This is a genomic window from Acinetobacter sp. NIPH 298 (assembly GCF_000369505.1).
GTDB lineage: Bacteria > Pseudomonadota > Gammaproteobacteria > Pseudomonadales > Moraxellaceae > Acinetobacter.
In genome coordinates this window covers 511,922-532,766 of record NZ_KB850053.1, presented here as the reverse complement: position 1 = coordinate 532,766, position 20,845 = coordinate 511,922, and the positions used below count along the sequence as shown (strand labels likewise).

Annotated in this window: 16 protein-coding genes and 1 rRNA gene; 11 read left to right on the top strand and 6 right to left on the bottom strand. The window is 42.2% G+C overall.

What is annotated here, in order from left to right; translation table 11 throughout:
* Positions 1 to 262 precede the first annotated feature (262 nt).
* The 4 genes from rrf to F903_RS02380 all read left to right on the top strand — a co-directional run bounded on the left by rrf (position 263) and on the right by F903_RS02380 (position 3,910).
* A 5S ribosomal RNA gene (gene rrf, locus F903_RS02395) occupies positions 263 to 377 on the top strand.
* A 95-nt stretch (positions 378 to 472) separates the two neighbouring features.
* Positions 473 to 1,417: a hypothetical protein gene (locus F903_RS02390; protein WP_005194193.1), complete on the top strand. Its 945-nt coding sequence runs from the start codon at positions 473 to 475 to the stop codon at positions 1,415 to 1,417.
* Between the two features lie 33 nt (positions 1,418 to 1,450).
* The gene (locus F903_RS02385) at positions 1,451 to 1,756 is read left to right on the top strand and encodes an ankyrin repeat domain-containing protein (protein WP_005194192.1); all 306 of its coding nucleotides are present in this window, start codon (positions 1,451 to 1,453) and stop codon (positions 1,754 to 1,756) included.
* A gap of 378 nt (positions 1,757 to 2,134) precedes the next feature.
* Complete coding sequence (locus tag F903_RS02380) at positions 2,135 to 3,910, top strand: SLC13 family permease (protein WP_005194190.1); 1,776 nt, start codon at positions 2,135 to 2,137, stop codon at positions 3,908 to 3,910.
* Positions 3,911 to 3,962: 52 nt separating this feature from the next.
* Here F903_RS02380 and F903_RS02375 read toward each other — a convergent pair whose 3' ends face one another.
* Complete coding sequence (locus F903_RS02375) at positions 3,963 to 4,685, bottom strand: TIGR04219 family outer membrane beta-barrel protein (protein WP_034594745.1); 723 nt, start codon at positions 4,683 to 4,685, stop codon at positions 3,963 to 3,965.
* Between the two features lie 130 nt (positions 4,686 to 4,815).
* Between F903_RS02375 and F903_RS02370 the strand changes: the two genes are divergently transcribed.
* The 4 genes from F903_RS02370 to F903_RS16325 all read left to right on the top strand — a co-directional run bounded on the left by F903_RS02370 (position 4,816) and on the right by F903_RS16325 (position 8,860).
* Positions 4,816 to 6,267, top strand: a complete 1,452-nt coding sequence (locus F903_RS02370; protein WP_005194187.1) for an aldehyde dehydrogenase family protein — start codon at positions 4,816 to 4,818, stop codon at positions 6,265 to 6,267.
* A gap of 47 nt (positions 6,268 to 6,314) precedes the next feature.
* A complete protein-coding gene (locus F903_RS02365) occupies positions 6,315 to 6,887 on the top strand; it encodes a DUF1287 domain-containing protein (RefSeq protein ID WP_005194186.1) in 573 nt (190 codons plus the stop codon).
* Positions 6,888 to 7,255: 368 nt separating this feature from the next.
* On the top strand, positions 7,256 to 8,734 hold the full coding sequence (locus tag F903_RS02360) for a sodium-dependent transporter (RefSeq protein ID WP_004673661.1): 1,479 nt from the start codon (positions 7,256 to 7,258) through the stop codon (positions 8,732 to 8,734).
* Positions 8,735 to 8,743: 9 nt separating this feature from the next.
* Positions 8,744 to 8,860, top strand: coding sequence for a methionine/alanine import family NSS transporter small subunit (locus tag F903_RS16325; protein WP_004673659.1), 117 nt, complete (start codon positions 8,744 to 8,746; stop codon positions 8,858 to 8,860).
* 58 nt (positions 8,861 to 8,918) lie between these two features.
* Here F903_RS16325 and rsmB read toward each other — a convergent pair whose 3' ends face one another.
* A complete protein-coding gene (gene rsmB / locus F903_RS02355) occupies positions 8,919 to 10,226 on the bottom strand; it encodes a 16S rRNA (cytosine(967)-C(5))-methyltransferase RsmB (RefSeq protein WP_005194185.1) in 1,308 nt (435 codons plus the stop codon).
* Positions 10,223 to 11,185, bottom strand: coding sequence for a methionyl-tRNA formyltransferase (fmt, locus tag F903_RS02350; RefSeq protein ID WP_005194184.1), 963 nt, complete (start codon positions 11,183 to 11,185; stop codon positions 10,223 to 10,225). Before fmt ends, rsmB begins: the two co-directional genes overlap by 4 nt.
* A 211-nt stretch (positions 11,186 to 11,396) precedes the next feature.
* On the opposite strand from fmt, the gene ilvD reads away from it, so the two are divergent.
* The 3 genes from ilvD to F903_RS02335 all read left to right on the top strand — a co-directional run bounded on the left by ilvD (position 11,397) and on the right by F903_RS02335 (position 15,535).
* Positions 11,397 to 13,226: a dihydroxy-acid dehydratase gene (gene ilvD, locus F903_RS02345; RefSeq protein WP_034594710.1), complete on the top strand. Its 1,830-nt coding sequence runs from the start codon at positions 11,397 to 11,399 to the stop codon at positions 13,224 to 13,226.
* Positions 13,227 to 13,360: 134 nt separating this feature from the next.
* Positions 13,361 to 14,650, top strand: coding sequence for a hypothetical protein (locus F903_RS02340; RefSeq protein ID WP_005194182.1), 1,290 nt, complete (start codon positions 13,361 to 13,363; stop codon positions 14,648 to 14,650).
* 153 nt (positions 14,651 to 14,803) lie between these two features.
* On the top strand, positions 14,804 to 15,535 hold the full coding sequence (locus F903_RS02335; protein ID WP_005194181.1) for a sulfite exporter TauE/SafE family protein: 732 nt from the start codon (positions 14,804 to 14,806) through the stop codon (positions 15,533 to 15,535).
* Here F903_RS02335 and F903_RS02330 read toward each other — a convergent pair.
* The 3 genes from F903_RS02330 to ppc form a co-directional block, all read right to left on the bottom strand.
* A complete protein-coding gene (locus F903_RS02330) occupies positions 15,485 to 16,441 on the bottom strand; it encodes a LysR family transcriptional regulator (protein WP_005194180.1) in 957 nt (318 codons plus the stop codon). The two genes, F903_RS02335 and F903_RS02330, sit on opposite strands and share 51 nt — an antisense overlap.
* 114 nt (positions 16,442 to 16,555) lie before the next feature.
* The gene (locus F903_RS02325; RefSeq protein ID WP_005194179.1) at positions 16,556 to 17,851 is read right to left on the bottom strand and encodes a solute carrier family 23 protein; all 1,296 of its coding nucleotides are present in this window, start codon (positions 17,849 to 17,851) and stop codon (positions 16,556 to 16,558) included.
* Positions 17,852 to 18,162: 311 nt separating this feature from the next.
* Positions 18,163 to 20,844, bottom strand: a complete 2,682-nt coding sequence (gene ppc, locus F903_RS02320; RefSeq protein WP_005194177.1) for a phosphoenolpyruvate carboxylase — start codon at positions 20,842 to 20,844, stop codon at positions 18,163 to 18,165.
* Position 20,845 lies beyond the last annotated feature (1 nt).

Below are 20,845 nucleotides of genomic sequence, written 5' to 3'. Positions count from 1 at the left end.
GTACGGTGACGTATGAAGCTGACCAATACTAATTGCTCGTGAGGCTTGACTATACAACACCCAAGCAGTTGTATATAAAGCATCAATTCGATTCATAAAACATCAATTCATCTTGATTTAGTGAAATAGCTAGATATAATGAACACCGTAAAAACAGACTTAATATACTAATCCGTTAATAACTCTTTGGTTCGTAAGTAAGGCACACACTGTGAAATTTAACTCACAACGTGATTAAGACCCCAAAACACCACAACAGTTTGCTGGCGACAATAGCAAGAGTGAACCACCTGATCCCTTCCCGAACTCAGAAGTGAAACCTCTTCGCGCTGATGGTAGTGTGGCACTTGCCATGTGAGAGTAAGTCATCGCCAGCTTTTAATTCTAAACACCCCCAACCTAACAGTTGGGGGTGTTTTTTATTGGGGAGGAAGTTTACTATAATTCTAGAAAATGGATTGAAAGAAAAACTATGAATAAACTATATGATAGAGCGCATAAATTATGTTTTTTTATACATGATATTATGGTTGATTTTCTAGAAACTGGTGAGAAAAATAATATTTTCTTAAGTAAAATTGAATTATCTAACTTAGAAAAAAATGAATTGTTGGACTATGATGGAAGTATTCTAAATTGGTTAAAGAATAAAAATAAGCAAAGTGATTATGAATCAGTGATTAAAAAAACAATTATCCAAGCAATATTATCAGATATGTTGCATTGTATTTATGAATCTTTGAAAGCTATGGAAAAAGGAAAAGTTAGTATAGCTTATATGTTAATTAGAAAGCCAATCCAAGAAAATTTGTATTTATTAGAAGAAATGATCTTAAAAGATAATTTTATCGATATTTTTGAAAGTAATCCATTAAAGCTAAGGCATAAAAATGGTGGTGATGTAAATGGACATGATCTACGGATAAAAAAAATTCTTGAGGATTTAAATTTTGATCAAATTCTAGATTCACATTATTTAGCAGCCTTACGATATGATAAAAAGAGTGAGGATAGTTTTGATGGCGTTTGTAATCAAGCAATGCATTTATTTACTGAGCATCAAGCTATTAAAACTGAAAATTTGAATATTAATTTCATTTTTGGTACAAATGAATCCAAAGAAACTTTATATCAATTTATGTATAGTCGTTTACCATATTTAATGTACTATATTTATTTGGTTTTCGAAAAAATTGCTAATAATATAGCCAACACTTCACCTGTATATTTATTGGATGTACAAAATAGGATTTCTGCCTTGTATTTGTTAGCATGTGTAAATGTTGAAAATAATTACCAAACTAAAGAAGTTGATAAATTATGTATCATGTTTGAAGCTATTTTATCTGAAAATTTTAAATGTGAATTAAGCTTAGATAAATTGGAAAATATTGTTTCAACTGGAATGACTAATTAAATCTTAATTTTATTATATGATTTTGAATTATTTATGAAATTTAACACATTTTCTCTAATTCCTGATGAAGAATTGCATCTTCCTGAGCTGGTGTATTGGGCATCCCTCGGTGATGTTGAACAAGTTGAGCAATTATTGGCAGCAGGAACAGACCCAAATCAAACTGACGATGAAGGCTATAGTGCGTTACAGGCAGCAGCTGAGAACGATCATTTAGCAGTGGTGAAGCTGTTAGTGAGTAAAGGTGCAAACGTGGCTTATAAAGGCGAATATACTGCGCTACAGCTTGCAGAAATGGCAGAACATGCCGAAGTGATTGAGTATTTAAAAAGTCTTTAAATTGCCTATAAAAATGATAGATAAAAAAAGCCCCATCATCCTGATGGGGCTTTTTTCGTATTTAGTTTATTGTTGCTTACTTCCTATAAACAACCACTTCCTGTGGGTCTTGTTATTCTGAAGGAGACTTCCTGTCTCTGTATGCTTTGTATATTAAAGTGAATACGGGGCACTGTATATTCGTCAATGACCCCGATCACTGTACGTTCAGGCTTACATTGACCTCAACGCTTAGATCGTGTGATTTTTACCATATAAATGGATATAGAGGCAGGTTCTTATCATTATTTTAGCTAAGGTTAGCTTTAAATCGCATTTGTATATCAAGTTTTACTATATAAAATTCGGAAAATTATATACTTGTGGAAAGACTGTCTCATGGGTTGGGAAGGATGGTTGTCATTAGCCTTAACGTTAACAGGGCTGCTCACGCTGATTTTTTCAAAAATTGCACCACATATCGTGATGTTAGCGATTTTGACTGTATTGAGTGTGTTGGGCATATTGACGGCTCAAGAGGCTTTGGCTGGCTTTAGTAACTCAGGCCTGATTACCGTTGCAGCGATGTTTGTGGTTGCCGCAGGTATTTCTAATTCTGGTGGTATTGATCTGTTTGTCAATAAGTTACTAGGCACACCCAAATCGGAACGCATGGCGCTGCTTAGAATTTTCTTACCGATCGCACCGCTTAGTGCCTTTTTAAATAATACCCCTGTGGTCGCAACTATGATTCCAGCATTGAATAGCTGGTCGAAGAAAATCGGGATTGCACCATCTAAATTAATGATTCCCCTCAGTTACACCGCTATTCTGGGTGGAACGATTACTTTAATTGGTACCAGTACCAATTTGGTGGTCAATGGGCAGTACCAAGCATTAACGGGCGAAGCTGGTTTTGGCTTATTTGATATTACGATTATTGGTCTACCTGTTGCGATCATTGGTATGTTTGCGATGTATTGGCTTGCACCAAAATTATTGCCCAATCATCAAGAGCAGAATGTCTTTTCCAATCTACGCGAATTTACCTTAGAAGTGGTGGTGAGTCCGAATGGCCCATTGGTCGGTCAGTCGGTTGCAGCGGCAGGGCTAAGAAGCTTAAAACGTGTTTATCTGGTTGAAATTGAACGTCAGCAAACCGTTTTATCAGCCGTGTCTTCTGATGAAATTTTATTTGGAGATGATCGTCTGGTTTTTGCAGGCGATACCGAAGCGATTACTGAACTGTTAAACATCAATGGATTGGTTGCACCTGACAGCATTGACGAAAAGTCGTCCTTGGAAGAAACACATGCAGGCCGTCGTTTGGTAGAGGCCGTTGTGTCACCGCATTGCGAAGCGATTGGCAGTGCCATTCGTGATGCCAAATTTCGTAATCGCTATGGTGCTGTGGTATTGGCTGTGGCACGTAATGGGGAACGTTTAAAAGGCGGTTTGGGGAATATTAAATTACAGGCGGGCGATACCTTGTTATTGGAAGCACGTCCTGCTTTTGTGTCTCGACAAAAATATAATAAAGATTTTTTATTGGTCAATGAGCTGGATCATGAACCACTGCAACATGATAAAGCACTATTGTCATGGGGCATTTTACTCGCTGCGGTGATTGCTGCTGGCTTTAATGTGATTAGCATGCTTAATGCCGCATTGTTGGCTGCGGGTGCCATGTTGATTTTCCGTTGTCTGACCGTGAAGCAGGCTGAAAAGAGCTTAGATTTAACGGTCATCCTAACCATTGCGGCTTCTTTTGCTCTGGGTGCTGCTTTGGAAAAGACAGGTGTAGCGGAAATGTTGGCGCAATTCATCGTGCATTTTAGTGCGGGTGAAGCGATCTTATTGCTGATTTTGACTTACTTCTTTGTTTCATTATTGACTGAAGTGATTACCAACAATGCAGCAGCGTTGCTGACCTTGCCGATTGTATTGGAGATTACGGCTCAAGCGAATTTAAATCCGATTCCGTTTGTCTTTGCGATCATGATGGCGGCTTCCGCAAGTTTTGCGACACCGCTGGGTTATCAGACCAATTTAATGGTATTAGGACCAGGAAATTATCGCTTTAGTGATTTTATTAAAATCGGTTTGCCCATGAATATTTTTATTGGTTGTGTCACGGTCACGTTATTGATTCTGTTCTTTCCCATTCAGTTATAAAGAACAAAGCCCTGAAGATTTCAGGGCTTTTTTTACGGCTTAAATCGCCTGTTTAGAAGTGGATATTGATACCCAAATAAGGTCCTTTGAAATCAAATTTGAGATCATTTTTTTCGTAGTCATCTAGCTTGATATTTAAGATGCGATAGCCTGCTTTTAAACCGACATCCACCAGTAAGTTATCAATAAAGTTGTATTGTAATTCTGCTTGGGCATCGGTGATTTTGGTGTCGTTGAAGTTGCTATATAACAACTCAGCTTTGGCACTTAAACCTGTGAATGGCAGTTTGACTCCTGCTGACCCATAAATTACAGGAACCGTTTTATTGATATCGACTTTCCCCATTTTATAAAGGCTACTCGTTGGGTCTGCTAGAAGTGTTGTGACATCACCATTTAAAGTGGTTGCACCAAATCCCACATCCGCATCGACGATATTGTCTAAGATTTCATAATATAAAATAAAATCGGTATGAGCGATGTCTAGGTCATATATAGGTTGCCCTAAAACCTCATTTTCTGTTTGTGTCTTTAAATTCACATGGCGAATTTTGGCATTTGGCAGTAACGGAATGGGATGTTCAAAGGCCAATGACAGTTGTGCTGAACCTTTGCGGTCTAAGTCTTGATCTGGTGCAGATGTTTGCGCAGCCATATTGGCTTTACCATTGTAGTTCCAATAGCTGAGATCGCCTTTGACACCAATTACGTCTGCTTGTGCCAAACCACACAGGCTCGTCCCTAAAGCGAGCATTGATATTTTTAATATTTTCATTGTATTGTTCCAATAAATACGAGAAACAGTAATGAATTGTTGTAAATTCATCACCGATTGGGCGCATCATATAGTGAACAATTCAAATATGCAGTAGTCTAATTTTAAATTTTTGCAAAGAGAATAAATAATGTCAGATACACAAAGTGTTGTGGATTACCCACTGTATGTGGCAGGCAAGGCAATCACAACAGGTCAATGGTTAGACGTACAGAATAAATATCAAGGCACGACATTTGCGCGAGTGGCGTTGGCTGATGCTAAGGTTTTAGAAAAGGCGATTGCCGCATCGGTCAAAGCAGAAGCCGAAATGGCAGCATTAAAACCCTTCCAAAAACAGCAAATCTTATTGCACTGTGTAAAACGCTTTAATGAGTTACGTGATGAGCTAACCGAAATTTTAATCGCAGAAGGCGGCAAGCCTCGTGGCGCGGCGAGTGCGGAAGTTGAACGTTTAATTAATACTTTTCAATTGGCTGCGGATGCAGTGACACAACTTGATGATGGTCGAGTATTACCTTTAGCCGTCACGCCAGCCGCAGCGCGTTATCGCGGCATGGTGAAACAGGTGCCGATTGGGGCTGTTTCATTGATTAGTCCCTTCAATTTTCCATTAAATTTGGTGGCGCATAAGATCGCCCCTGCGATAGCCGCGGGTTGTCCTTTTGTTTTAAAACCTGCGAGTCTAACTCCGATTAGTGCATTAAAAATTGCTGAGGTTTTGGCGGAAACGGATTTGCCGAAAGGTTCGTGGTCGGTGTTGCCTTGTGATCGTCAAGCCGCTGATATTTTGGTCACTGATGACCGTTTTAAATTACTCAGCTTTACTGGTTCTGACCAAGTGGGTTGGGATATGAAAGCACGTGCAGGCCGTAAAAAAGTGACTTTAGAGCTGGGTGGAAATGCAGCGGTGATGATTGAAGCAGATGCGGTGGTTGACGATGCACTGATTGATCGTTTGATTGGTGCTGCATATAGCCATGCTGGGCAGGTCTGTATTAGTGTGCAACGTATTTTAATTCATGCCGATCTTTATGCTGATGTGAAAAAGAAACTGTTGGCAAAGCTGAAAAAGATCAAAGCTGATGACCCTGCATTAAGCACGACATTGGTTGGTCCTATGATTAAAGCTGCGGAAGCAGTTCGTTTGAAAAAGTGGATTGATAAAGCTGAGAAGAAAGGAGCGAAGGTACTGATCGGTGGCAATCTACAAGGCGTTTTACTCGAACCAACTTTGTTGGAAAATGTCGATGCCAAACTTGAAATTTATAAGGATGAAGCCTTTGGTCCTATCGCCATACTAGAGAAATATAAAGAGTTTGAGCAGGGCATTGCTACCATAAATCAAAGCCGTTTTGGTTTACAGGCTGGTGTCTATACGCAAAATCTCAATAAAATGCTGTATGCATGGGACCATTTGCATGTGGGTGGGGTGATTATTAATGATGTGCCCACTTTCCGTGTCGACAATATGCCGTATGGCGGTGTGAAGGATTCTGGCTTAGGTCGAGAGGGGATCCATTCTGCGATTCGTGATATGCAGGAAGAACGGTTATTGGTGATTAAGGAAACTCAAGCCTAATTAGCGGTGGGTGGCGTATTGATCTATTGTTGGCGAAAGGAAAGTGTATGTCTAAATTTTATAAGCTAGTCCTATTATGCTTGTGCATGTTGTGGACGCTGTCAGCATGGGCATTTTCTTCGCAGCAGTTGGTGAGCGATGCGCGAAAGCAAATAGGTGTCACCCGATTTTATGATCCTGCTTATACCCGTTTGGATTATCCGATGGGTGATGTACCGATGGTGAAAGGTGTCTGTACGGATGTGGTGGTTCGAGCATTACGTCGTCAAGGCATCGATTTACAGCAACGGATGCATGAGGATATGCGCCAGCACTTTAAGCTGTATCCAAATAAATGGGGACTCAAAGCGCCTGATAAAAATATTGATCACCGACGAGTTCCGAATATTGCCACTTATTTCCAACGACAAGGTTATCAGGTGCGTGATCAAAACTACCGTGCTGGGGATATTGTGACGTGGGATTTAGGGCAGGGGCTGGTGCATATTGGCATCGTTTCGGATAAGAACAGTTTTTTTCAGAAAACCCCGCTGATTTTGCATAATATTGGTCAGGGCACAGAGGAGTCTGATATTTTATTTAAGTATAAAATCACGGGACATTATCGAATCAAAAATTAAATGCATGAAAAGTAATTATGCTGATCACGTTTTTAAATCAAATGAGAAATTTAAACGAGGTCGGAAAATTGAGTTGAAAAATAATCAATCGTGTCTGAATTGGCGATGAACGGTTATTTTTTTTTGCATAAATTACAGTAAAAATAAATAAAAAAGGGTATTGTTCAATCATCAACAGGCAAAAAATAGTCAAAATTTTTTAAGGAAGAGTTTTCTAATTTTTGCTGGTTTGAATATAAGAAATGAAAACTCAAAAGGTTTTTTCTGATTCAACCAATAATAGGATTTGCATTGGTACTTTTCTTGCTAGCAGTATAACAACCAGAGAACAGCAGCATCGAAAAGTTGCCTTAGGAATAGGTTATTTTATGACAGAAACTCGTGAGCACTGGTCGGCACGATCAGGTTTTATCATCGCCGCAATTGGTTCGGCGATTGGATTAGGTAATATTTGGCGCTTCCCATACGTCGCTTATGAAAACGGTGGCGGTGCGTTTTTAATTCCTTATTTAGTAGCTTTATTGACGGCAGGATTACCCCTCTTATTTTTAGATTACGCAGTTGGACATCGCAGCAATGGTGCGCCGCCTAAAGCATACCAACAACTCACCAAACGCGCTGAGTCTTTGGGATGGTGGCAAGCATGTGTTTGTATTGTGATTGCGCTTTATTACGCCAGTGTACTGACTTGGGCAGGAAGTTATATTTATTTCTCCTTCGGTCAAAGCTGGGGTACAGACCCAGAAAATTTCTTCTTTAACAAATTCTTGGCGACTTCTCAAGCCGCCACTTTTGATCTGACGTTTATTGGTCATTTGTTTTGGCCATTAATCGGCGTTTGGGCCTTAGTACTGTTTATTTTGTATGGTGGTGTTCGTAAAGGCGTTGAGCTTGCGAACCGTATTTTCATGCCGATCTTATTGGTACTGTTTGGTATTTTGGTGATTCAAGCTTTGCGTTTACCGGGCGCTGTAGATGGTCTAAATGCCTTCTTTACCCCAAACTGGGAAGCCATGAAGAACTATAAAGTCTGGTTAGCGGCTTATGGTCATATCTTCTTCTCGCTTTCGATTGGATTCGGGATCATGGTGACTTATGCCTCTTACCTAAAACCAAAAACCAATTTGACGGGTTCAGGTTTGGTGATTGGTTTTGCTAACTCTTCGTTTGAGATCTTGGCAGGTATTGGTGTTTTCGCGGCTCTTGGCTTCATGGCACATGCAGCGGGTACCAGCGTACAAGACGTGGTGAGCGGCGGTATTGGCTTGGCATTTATTGCATTCCCTAAGATTATTTCAAGCTTAGGTGCAGGCGCAGAGTTATTCGGGATCTTATTCTTTAGCTCGCTCTTTGTGGCTGGTGTTTCATCGATGGTCAGTATTTTGCAAGTCCCGATCTCAGCGATGCAGGACAAGTTAAAATGGAGTCGTGCTAAAGCCGTGACCATTATTGGTGGTGGTACTGGCGCAGTTTCTATTTTCTTATTCTCAAGTGCCAACGCGATTAAGCTGGTCGATATTATTGATCACTTTATTAATAATCTAGGCATTGTCTCAGGTGCTTTGGTTTCGATCATTATGGTGTCATGGTTCAAGCGTTCACTGATGAAAGATCTAGAGCAGCATGTCAATCGTGTATCTACCATCCAATTGGGTGGGGTTTGGGAATTCACCTTAACCATCATTACCCCAGTTGTTTTGATTTCTACCCTTGGGCTTGCATTAAGTGCATTGTTGCAAAAAGGCTATGGCGATTATGCAATGAGCTTACAGCTTTGGTTTGGTTGGGGCTGTATTTTATTCTGTGCGATCGGTGCATTGTTTATGAGCAGCTTAAAGAATCGCTAGGAGATGACGATGAATACTTCAGCTTTAATCATGATGATCATTGCAATTGGGTTGTTGTGGGGCGGATTGGTGCTTTCAATTATACATTTGATGCGTCATCCCGAACAAAAAGATGATAGCGTATAGCAATGCGTTGATCAGAATAAAGAAAGCCATACATTGATGTATGGCTTTCTTGTTTATGTTAGGCGATCTTCTGGATACAACAATAATAGAAGCCATCACCTGAATGTAGGTAAGGTAATAACTGACGACCATAGGCCTGTTCAATACCCCAGTCTGCTTCGATTTTGATTTCTTCAGCATTGCTATGTTCAGCAAAGAAAGTTGCCATTTGCTGTTCATTTTCAACTTTTAGAATCGAGCAGGTAATGTATAACAGCGTGCCACCCACTTTGAGTTGTTGCCACATCTGTTGCAAAATTTGATGCTGTAATGCCACAGTTTGCGCGATGTCGGTCGATTGTCTCAACAAGCGGATATCTGGATGGCGACGAATTACACCTGTTGCGGAACACGGTGCATCGAGCACGATACAGTCGACGGCTTCTTGTGCCTGCCAAGTGGTTGCATCTGCTGTAACAATCTCAACCTCGGTTTGATCTAAGGTAAGACGTTCTATATTTTCAGACAAACGTAATAAACGTTTTGCATCATGGTCAAGCGCAATCAGTTTTTTAGGATTATAGCGCTCAAGAATATGTGCTGTTTTACCACCGGGTGCAGCGCAGGCATCGACAACGACTTTACCATCTAAATTCGGTAAAAGGGTCGCGCATAATTGTGCATGTTCATCTTGAACAGAAAAGCCACCTTCTTCGAAACCTGGTAGATGGGTAATGTTGCCCGTTTGTTCCAAAACAATACCAACATTTGAAAGCATGCAAGGACGAGCATCAATTTGTTCTTCATCCAAAATTTCTAAATATTCGTCACGACTGACTTGGCGTTCATTGACGCGCAAGGTTAGAGGTGCGACTTGTTTTAAATTTTGACAGATTTCATCAAATTGATCAGGCCAATCTTTTTTAAGTCGTTTGAATAACCAACTTGGTAAACCATGCGTATTATTCAACGCTGTTTGAAATTCATCTGTTTCACGTGAAACACGACGCAGAATCGCATTGACCAAACCACTCATTGGCTCGAAACCGAGTTGCTTAGCAGCATTTACAGTTTCTGAAATCGCAGCATGTACAGGAATACGAGTACATAAAATTTGATACAAACCAAGATATAAACAACTTTCCAATGCTTCATTGTCTAATGGTTTTGTCAGCAATGGTAAGGTAATTGCTTTCAAAGAATACCACTGGCGTAAACAACCTAAAGTAAGTTCGTGATATAAACCACGGTCACGTTCAGAAACGATATTGATATGTTGATTCAACACGGAAGCCAAAGATTGCCCATTTTGAACAGCCAAAAGTGTTTTGACCACTTGTGCACGCAGATTCAAATGTTTTGCAGATGATTGATTCGATTGGTTCATGGGAGAATTTGTCCAAGGTGCAATTTTTGGGTTTGTGCAATTTGCACTGGATTGAGTGCTTTACCGCCAGGCCATTGCAGGCTGGTTAAGCATACTGCGCTGTTTTCACCACAGGCCACATGGACACCGTGTTTGTCCATTGCAACAATTTCACCGACTTGCGCGTTTGCTTTGCTATGTTGAGAAAGGGTTGAACCCCAAACACGTAGCGCATTATTTTCATCGAGTTGGATAAATGCCACAGGCCAAGGATTGAAAGCGCGAATATTGCGATCAATTTGAACGGCATTTTGTGTCCAATCAATACGCGCTTCTGCTTTGACCAGCTTATGTGCATACACAGTCAGCGCTTCGTCTTGTGCTTCACGTTTGGCAATAAAGTCTTGTAGGCTTTGCTCTGATTCGAGCACGGTACAAATCGCGTCTGCACCTTGAGTCGCCAGTTTATCGTGCAAACTCGCAGAGGTATCTTCTGCTGTGATCGGACAATAGGTTTTATACATCATATCGCCAGTATCTAAACCTGCTGCCATCTGCATGATGGTAATGCCAGTTTCTGCATCACCTGTGGCAATGGCGCGTTGAATCGGCGCAGCACCACGCCAGCGCGGTAGCAATGAACCATGAATATTGAGACAACCGTATGTAGGTGTATCCAAAATCGCCTGAGGTAAGATCAAACCATAAGCCGCAACCACCATTACATCTGCGCCAAGTGCAGCAAGCTCTTGTCGAGCCGCTAAGCCTTCTTCGGTCGAGGCTTTAAAATGCAAAGGTTGATAAACAGGTAAACCGTGTTCAAGTGCAAGTTGCTTGACTGGGGAAGGTGTTAACTTCTGCCCACGACCTGCTTTGCGGTCAGGTTGAGTATAAACTGCAACAATCTGGTGTGATGATTTTAATAATGCTGCCAATGCCGTTGCAGCAAATTCAGGCGTACCAGCAAATATGATTTTCACAAATGCATTCCGAAAAAAACTTACCGCAAATTATAAGCGAAAAAGCCACTAGCCCCTAATCAGATGCTATCAATTGCCTTTGAGCAAAAAAAGATAGCTTCAGTGGTCATCTGTTAAACGATAACTTGTAGTATGATGGGCTTAGCTCAGTATCATTTCGCCAGAGAGAATGTCCTATTCGTCTCGAGCACAAACTTGTTGGGAATACAAAATGCCTGATTATCGTTCGAAAACATCAACACATGGAAGAAATATGGCTGGCGCGCGTGGTTTATGGCGTGCGACGGGCATGAAAGATGAAGATTTTGGCAAACCTATTATTGCGGTAGTCAACTCATTTACCCAATTTGTTCCAGGTCATGTGCATCTTAAAGATTTAGGGCAACTGGTTGCGCGAGAAATTGAAGCTTCAGGTGGTGTTGCAAAAGAATTTAATACCATTGCAGTCGATGACGGCATTGCCATGGGTCATGATGGCATGCTCTATTCGCTGCCATCACGTGATTTGATTGCAGATTCTGTTGAATATATGGTCAATGCCCATTGTGCGGATGCAATGGTGTGTATCTCGAACTGTGACAAGATCACACCGGGTATGCTGATGGCGGCAATGCGCTTGAATATTCCTGTGATCTTCGTGTCTGGCGGTCCGATGGAAGCGGGTAAAGTCAAATTCCGTGGCAATGAAAAAGCGATTGACCTCGTTGATGCGATGGTGGTTGCAGCAGATGAAAGTTATACCGATGAAGAAGTTGCCGCGTTTGAGCGTTCAGCTTGTCCAACTTGCGGTTCGTGTTCAGGTATGTTTACAGCGAACTCGATGAACTGTTTAACTGAAGCTCTAGGTTTATCTTTACCGGGCAATGGTTCAATCGTTGCAACTCATGCAAATCGTGAAAAATTATTCTTGAGAGCAGGGCGCTTGGTTGTCGAATTGGCAAAACGCTACTATGAGCAAAATGATGACAGCATTTTACCGCGTTCGATTGCAACCAAAGATGCATTTGAAAATGCCATGACCCTTGATATTGCGATGGGCGGTTCAACCAATACGGTATTACACTTGTTGGCTGCTGCTCATGAAGCTGAAGTCGATTTCACCATGGATGATATCGACCGTCTCTCTCGTTTAGTGCCTGTGTTATCTAAAGTTGCGCCTGCAAAATCCGACGTACACATGGAAGATGTCCACCGTGCAGGTGGCATCATGGCGATCTTAGGTGAGCTTGATCGTGCCAATTTGTTAAAGACGGCATGTCCAACTGTACACGAACCAACGTTGAAAGATGCATTGGACAAGTGGGATATTATCCGTACCGAAGATGCCGATGTTTATGAGTTCTATCGTTCATCTCCAGGTGGTATTCCAACCCAAGTGGCATTCTCACAAAACCGTTATTATTCAACTTTGGACGGTGATCGTGAAAATGGCGTGATTCGTAATGCTGAACATGCCTTCTCTAAAGATGGTGGTTTGGCTGTGCTTTACGGCAACATCGCGTTGGATGGTTGTATCGTGAAAACAGCAGGTGTGGATGATTCGATCCTTAAATTTACTGGCACTGCGCGCGTTTTTGAGAGCCAAGATTCTGCGGTAGAAGCGATTTTAGAGCATAAAATTGTGGCTGGCGATATCGTGGTGATTCGCTACGAAGGTCCACGTGGTGGACCGGGTATGCAAGAAATGCTGTATCCAACCAGCTATTTGAAATCTAAAGGCTTAGGTAAAGACTGTGCTTTGATTACCGATGGTCGTTTCTCGGGTGGTTCTTCGGGTTTATCGATTGGTCACGTTTCTCCAGAGGCTGCGGAAGGCGGAGCAATTGGTTTGGTTGAAGATGGTGATACCATTGAAATTGATATCCCAAATCGTACCATCCATTTAGATGTCGATGATGCAACGATGGCACATCGCCGTACGGTTCAAGAAGCCAAAGGTTGGCATCCAGTAGAAGAGCGTAAACGTAAAGTGTCTAAGGCACTCAAGATTTACGCGATGCATTCAACCAGCGCAGCAAAAGGCGCAGTACGCGTTTTGTAAAATTTCAAATCCCCCTAAGTCCCCCTTTTTTCAAAGGGGGACTTCCACGAATTATATTCAAGTATTAAACTCGTGTAGTTCCCCTGTTTTTTAAAGAGGGGTTAGGGGGAGATTTCTATCAAGAGGCAATCGACATGTCTTTGTTACGTCGTTGGTTTGATCCCATCCGATCGAGCTGGTTTTATCAGAAACCTTCTCGTCAGGCGGTATTACCCACGGAACAGGGTTTAAGTATTTATCTACGTTTAGATGATGTGTATAGCTATCTTGCGGTACAACAGTTGGCTCAGCTTAATGAGATTTTGAGCGATGAGCTTAAACCGTTAAAAGTCATTATTTCAAAACAAGATGCTGAACCGCCCAATGGCATGTCTGCACAAGATTGGCAACGATACTGTCTCAATGATGCCAAGATTTTAGCCAAACAACACCGTTTTGGCTTTGATGAAACCCCAGAAATTCCAAGTCCAGAAGCATTACAACAAGCTGAAACCATTCTAAGAAATACGCCTTTACGAGAACAAAATTTTTTACATTTGCTGGAAGATGTTTTCCATATGTTATGGCAACAGCAATATGGAAAATTACGCACCTTATATGCGATGGCGAAACAGCACCAAACCCCACAAGATTTTCCTGAACGAATGTTTCAGGATGTGCCTGTTTCAGCTAGTTATTTCGAGTTTAGTGAACGCAAGTATCAAGCCGTTGATGATTTATTGCGTTTAACGCGCCGTTTAAAACAACAAAAATTATTGACGGGAACGCCTATTTTTCTGATTAATCACATCGAGTGGCGTGAGCATTTGATCAACGATGGTGAAGCATTGGCAGAAGTGCAAGCCTTACATCCAGAGTTAGATCTCTATATTGCGCTTGAAGACCCGATGAGTTGGTTGTTGTTGGATTATATCAAAGCAGAACTCGCGGATTATTATAATATTCAGCTCAAAGTCTACCCCTTAAGCTATCAAGGTCGAGATTGGTTTGATTGGGGGCTGGCAACCCGTGTTTCAAAACGGACGGAAGTGGCATTCACCCCGTTTTGCCGTCCAACCAAAGAAGCCAGTTATGAAATGGCAAAGCTGTTCTATAGTGTGGCAGAAGAACAGCAAGTCGATTGCATTCATCAGATTTTGGAAGGCGTTTGGACACGTGGTAAAGACCTCTCTTTTAAAGCACATTTCCAGCGGATGCAGAAGCGTTTAGAAATTGAGCATATTACTGAACAAGATATTGAGGCTTTATTACAACAAAATGATGAATTATGTCAGCAGAAGCATCAACCTGATTTTCCCGTTTTAGAGTTACGTATTGATGGGCAAAGTTACGTGTTTAATAGCTTATACCGTGTTTGGATGATTGAAAGTATTATCAGTAATGTGTTGGAAGAAAAATATAAGAATGACAGTTTAGAAGGCTAGAAGGCTTAGCGTCTAACAGAGAAAAATTAAGCGTGGAGGAGCTACACTTAAGTATTTGGCCTCAATCTTTAATTGAGCCATGCTCCTAAAAACAAGAATACGCCGTCGCAATGATTTCCGTAGCATAGCCTTATATGAATACGGAGATAGATCATGACCTTTTTAATTATTGTAATGGCAGTATTTGCATTCGCTGGCATGATAAAAGGCATGATCGGTTTGGGTTTGCCTGCGGTGTCGATGGGATTACTCACCATCGCAATGAGTCCATTTCAGGCGGCCTCACTTTTGATCGTACCCTCTATGGTGACCAATATTTGGCAGCTTTTTGCTGAAGGTCAGGTCTGGTCATTTATCTGTCGTTTCTGGTCTTTGCTGTTGGGCATCATCCTCGGCTCTATTTGGAGCTTTTTTCCTACATTGAGCCAGAGTCAAGGACAGGGCAGTGAGATTTTATTGGGCAGTATGCTGGCACTCTATGGACTCTATGGTTTATGTGCCAAAAAGCTGCCTTATTTGGCAGGGCATGAGCGTTGGCTCTCTCCGATCATTGGTTATATCGGTGGTGCAGTCACCGTTGCGACAGGGGTCATTATTATTCCCATCGTGCCGTATTTGCAGTCTTTACATTTAAAACGTGATGAACTGGTACAGGCTTTAGGGCTGACCTTTACCGTTTCCACGATTTGTTTGGCGATGTTTTTGCATTATCACCCGACTACAGGTGGGGCTTTAGACTATCGATGGTCTTCGGTGGCATTGGTCGCAGCTTTGATCGGCATGTGGTTCGGAAAAAAAGTGCGTTACCAATTGAACGAGCAAAAATTCCGTCAGTTATTTTTTATCGGTTTGCTGGCGCTGGGGAGTTATATGGTCTTGCACTAAAATGCTTTGTTCATCTTGTGGTTTGCGCGCCAATAGAAATTTTGCAAAGTCTTGGTAGCTTTGCGGGAGTTGATCGAAGTCTTGGCTGGCGAGGAGGAGTTTGCGATTTGCCCATGCACCCAAGAGTTGAATTGCTTGAAAATGATAAATACCTTGTAAACGTTGAGCCGCACGTGCAGGCATAATCGCGATACCTACACCTTTTGCGACCACTTCTGCAATCGCGGCAAAATTTGGTAAACGCAAGCGGTAGTGGATGTTGAAGCCTAACAGTTTGGCTTGAGTCTCAATCGACTGTTGTAGTGAATGGTGTGGCATGAGACCAATAAAGTCATACGCCAAGGCATCGACTAAATTGAGTTGTGCCTGCTGGGTCAGCACATGCGAATCTGGGCAGATCAGTACCAAGGGATCGCTAGCAAAATCCTGAGTATGTAAATGACGAGTGTCAAAAAAGCTTGAAACCAAGCCTAATCGAGCGATTCCTTTAGTGAGTGCATCTACAATTTCTGAGCTTTCCGCTTCGTGTAAGTCAATATTGATATGCGGATAATGCATCAAGTATTGGGGTAATAAGGCTGGAAGATATTCACTCTGCGCAGAGGAGTTACACCACAGAATCAATGACTCGGCGCTTTTCTGACGAAAGCGTTGCATGTCTTGTTCAAGTTTATTTTTTTGTGCGTTGAGTTTTTTGGCATGCTCAACCAAAGCATGACCTGCCGTGGTCAGTTCGACACCTGCATTGTGTCGAATAAATAACGGTGTTTCAAAGTATTGCTCTAGTTTTTTTATCCGTTCACTGGCTGCTTGTAAAGAAATGGCAGCACGATCTGCACCTTGGGTTAGGCTACCTGTTGCCACAATATGAAGAAGCAGTTGTAAATCAAAAAAATCAAAACGCATGAGCTGAACACATTGAAGTGTAAACAGTCATCATACTAAAAATATGCTGAGAAAGGAGAGAGCAGGGCAAGATCAGCATAAAAAAGGCAGCGCGTGCGCTGCCTTGATTCGGGGTTAGTTTTTATCTTTTAAACTAAACAGCAAATTTAATAAAATCGCAGCAAAGGTTGCGGTACCAATACCACCCAAGTTGAAATTTCCAAACAGCAGTTCAAAGTTACCTGCCCCGAGAATGATGGTCACTGATGCAACGATCAGGTTTTTATTATTGGAAAAATCGACTTTATTTTCGATCCAGATCTTCGCTCCTGCAATGGTAATCAAACCAAATACCACAATCGAAGCACCGGTGAGCACTGCAGTTGGGATGGTACTGATCAGCGCACCAAACTTAGGTGAAAGTCCCAAGAAAATCGCAAATACCCCCGCAATCACAAACACGATGGTTGAATACACACGCGTCACTGCCATCACACCAATATTTTCACCGTATGTGGTCATGCCTGGTGCACCAACACTGCCTGATAAGGTCGTGGCAACACCATCAGCCACAAATGCTTTGCCCAAATAAGGCGTCAGGTTTTCACCCGTCATCGCACCAACGGCTTTGATATGCCCGAGATTTTCTGCCACTAAAATCAGGGCAACAGGGGCAATAATCAACATGGCGTTGAGGTCAAAGGTCGGATTTGAGAAGCTTGGAATACCAAACCAAGGTGCAGCAGCAATTTGCGAGAAATCAATGGCTTTGCCGAGACCTAAACCATTGGTTGCTATGGCATAAATGGCATAGGCCATCAATAAACCAACCAAAAGTAATAAACGCTGTAATAAACCTTTGGTGAAAACGGCGATCAGACCCATACACAATACGGTGATCAATGCCATCCACATCTCAAAAGGCTGACCTGCCACACTTTTAATGGTAATCGGTGCAAGATTTAAACCAATAATCATCACCACAGCCCCTGTCACCACAGGCGGCATCAATTTTTCGATCCAGCGCGTCCCGGTCAACATGACGGCTAAACCAATCAAGGTATACAGTACCCCACAGGCGATAATACCGCCTAAAGCGACCGATAAATTGGGATTTGCTCCCGAGCCTGTGATATGTCCAGTTGCGGCTGCAACTACGCCAATAAAGGCGAAACTCGAACCCAAATAACTGGGAACACGACCACCTGTCATCAGGAAGAACAGGATGGTACAAATCCCTGACATTAAAATGGCAAGGTTAGGACTAAAGCCCATCAGCAACGGCGCTAGTACCGTCGCACCAAACATGGCAAATGCGTGCTGAACCCCTAACACCGCACTTTGTAAGGGCGGTAAATATTCATTGGTCGCAACAGGGCGATGATCAATCTTGCCTTGATACGGCTGCCATTTTGGGAACCAACTTGACATAAATTAGACTCATAAGGAGATATCAGCGCGTATGATACTCTGTCTTAAATCGTGCTTTCACCTATATTGTTTTAAGAATCTTGGGGCGAACACTTTATCTATTCATATTTTTACCTTTTGGTAAAATACACTTCAAAATAACTTATCGGATTTATTATTTATTTTGGCTAAATTGTTTGAAAAGTTAAGCATCTTATTTTCAAAATAATATTTGAATTTTTTTCAAGAAATTTTATAAAAAATGGCATATTTTGCCAATTGAGCCATCAACAGCAGTGGTCTCTGTTGATGGCGCTGAGGAAAATGACCTATTAGCCCGTGTTGCGCAAGCCCGCAGCGATTCCCGCGATACTGACCATTAAGGCATGATCGACAGGGCTATGTTCGGTTTGATGTTCAGTCAAATATGCACGACGACGTTTCATCAATTCAGCTTGTAATAGATGCAGCGGCAGTAAATAGGGTTTACGTACCTGCATCGATTGATCTAGCACTTCATTATTACTGAGCAGTTTTGATTCACCTTTCAGGCTGAGTAAGGTATCGACTGCATTTTGTAATCGTTGACGTAGTTCAACACCTAATACTTTTAAGTCCTGATCTTGGGTCAGGTGTGATTCATAGTACAGTGCAATATCCGCATCGGATTTCGACAACACCATTTCCAACATATCAATTAAGGTTTGGAAATAAGGCCATTGTTCCAGCATCTCATCCAGTGTGTTTTTATGTTGCTCGTGTACTTGATTAATCGCCGTACCCGTTCCAAGCCATGCAGGTAACATCAAGCGAATCTGTGTCCATGCAAATACCCACGGAATCGCACGTAACGATTCAATCCCACCAGTGACTTTACGTTTCGCCGGACGAGAACCCAATGGCAACATTTGCAACTCTAGTTCTGGGGTGACGGTACGTAGATAACGGACAAAATTTGGATTTTCACGCACGGTTTGACGATAGACCTGTACCGATAAATCGGTCATTTGATTCATCAAAGCGCGCCATTCCTGCTTTGGTTCAGGTGGTGGCAACAAGGTTGCCTCAAGTGTCGCAGCGGTATAAATTTCTAAGTTTTGTAGTGCGATACCTTCCAATCCGAATTTAAATCGAATCATTTCACCTTGTTCAGTGACGCGAATCGCCCCTGAGATCGACCCCGGTGGCTGAGAAAATAAAGCTTGTTGGGTTGGCGCACCACCACGACTGATTGAGCCTCCACGGCCATGGAATAAGGTCAGTTGTACGCCATGTTTTTTTGCAATTGCGGTCAGTTCTTCTTGCGCACGATACTGCGCCCAATTGGCTGACATAAATCCTGCATCTTTGGCAGAATCCGAATAGCCAATCATCACTTCATGTTTGCCTTGGATGTGCTGTTTGTACCAATCCATATTGAATAAAGTATTCATGGTTTTGGCTGCGCCGTCCAAGTCCTTGAGCGTTTCAAATAATGGCACCACCCGTAAGGCTTGTTGAATGCCTGCTTCTTTTTGCAAAAGTAAAACCGCCAGTACATCGCTTGGGTATTCTGCCATTGAAATGATATATGCGCCTAAACTCTCACTCGGCTGTTCTGCCAAGGTACGCATGGTGGCAAAGACTTCGAGTACATCGGGATGCTGAATCAGGCTGCCTTCGGGTTCATTCAAAAATTTAGGCAATAATGGTCGTTTGCTTTGTAATTCCTGAATTAAAAAATTCTGCCGTGCTTGTTCGGTCCAAGATTCAAAATTGCCTAAGCCTAAATATTCAGTAATGGCTGAAATGGCTTGGCGATGTCGTCCTGATTCCTGACGAATATCCAGTTTGAGCAGTTCAATCCCAAAACAGTTGACCCGATAAATGAAATCAAGCAATTGCCCATTGGCGATTTCGGCTAGATTGCTGTCCATCAACGAGCGATAACACAGCAGTAAAGGCGCGAGTAGCTCCTCTGTGGTTTTGATGATATTACTATCATCCGCCTCTTGACCTTGTAGGCGTTGCGCCAACCAATAACGGGTTGCTTTTAAGCGTTCGCGGGTACTGCGTAAATATTCACGATACGGTTCAGGATGTTCATAACCCAAAGCTTGGCTCAACTCTGCTGAGCAGCTTTGAATCGACAGTTCCCAACGTAGATTTTCAATATCACGCAGATATAAATCAGCAGCCTGCCAACGCGATAACCACAGCACTTCTTGAGTCACGTGATGGGTAACGTTGGGATTGCCATCACGGTCACCCCCCATCCATGAGGCAAAGCGGATCGGTGCAATGGTCATCGGTAAAGACTGTTCGCAATGCTGTTGTGTCAATTCATTCAGTTCACGCACAAATTTTGGTACAGCATTCCACAAGCTTTGTTCAATGGTGGCAAAGCCCCATTTTGCTTCATCCACAGGAGTTGGGCGATGTTGGCGAATCTCGTCAGTTTGCCATGCCGAACTAACCAGTTGTTTGAGGGTGGCAACGCTGTGTTGGCGTTCTCTCGGGGTTAGCTTCTGTTGATCCAGCTGGGACAAACAATCAGTAATATCATCATATTTTTGAATCAAGGTACGACGGCTGATTTCGGTCGGATGAGCGGTAAGGACCAATTCAATTTTTAAATCACAAATTTGTTGGAACAGTTGTTGTGGGCTGATCTTTTTGGCGTTGAATTTTTTAAATAAATGCGAGAGTGGATTTGGATTTGGGGCGTGCTCATCAAACTCAGCCTGACGACGGCTGCGTACCACGTGATATTGTTCAGCGATATTGGCAAAGTTGAGAAAATGAGAAAATGCACGCGTCAGCGGCAAAATTTCTTCGTCTTTTAAGTTGAGAAACAATTGTTCAAGCTGTTTTTCTGCTTTGATTTGACCATCACGTGCATCTTTGGCGAGGGTACGAATTTGCTCAACTTGATTAAACAATTCTTGCCCAGCATGTTGCTTTAAGGTTTCGCCAAGCAAATTGCCTAATAAGCGGACATCTTCACGTAATGGAGCAGTAATTTGCTGAACCATG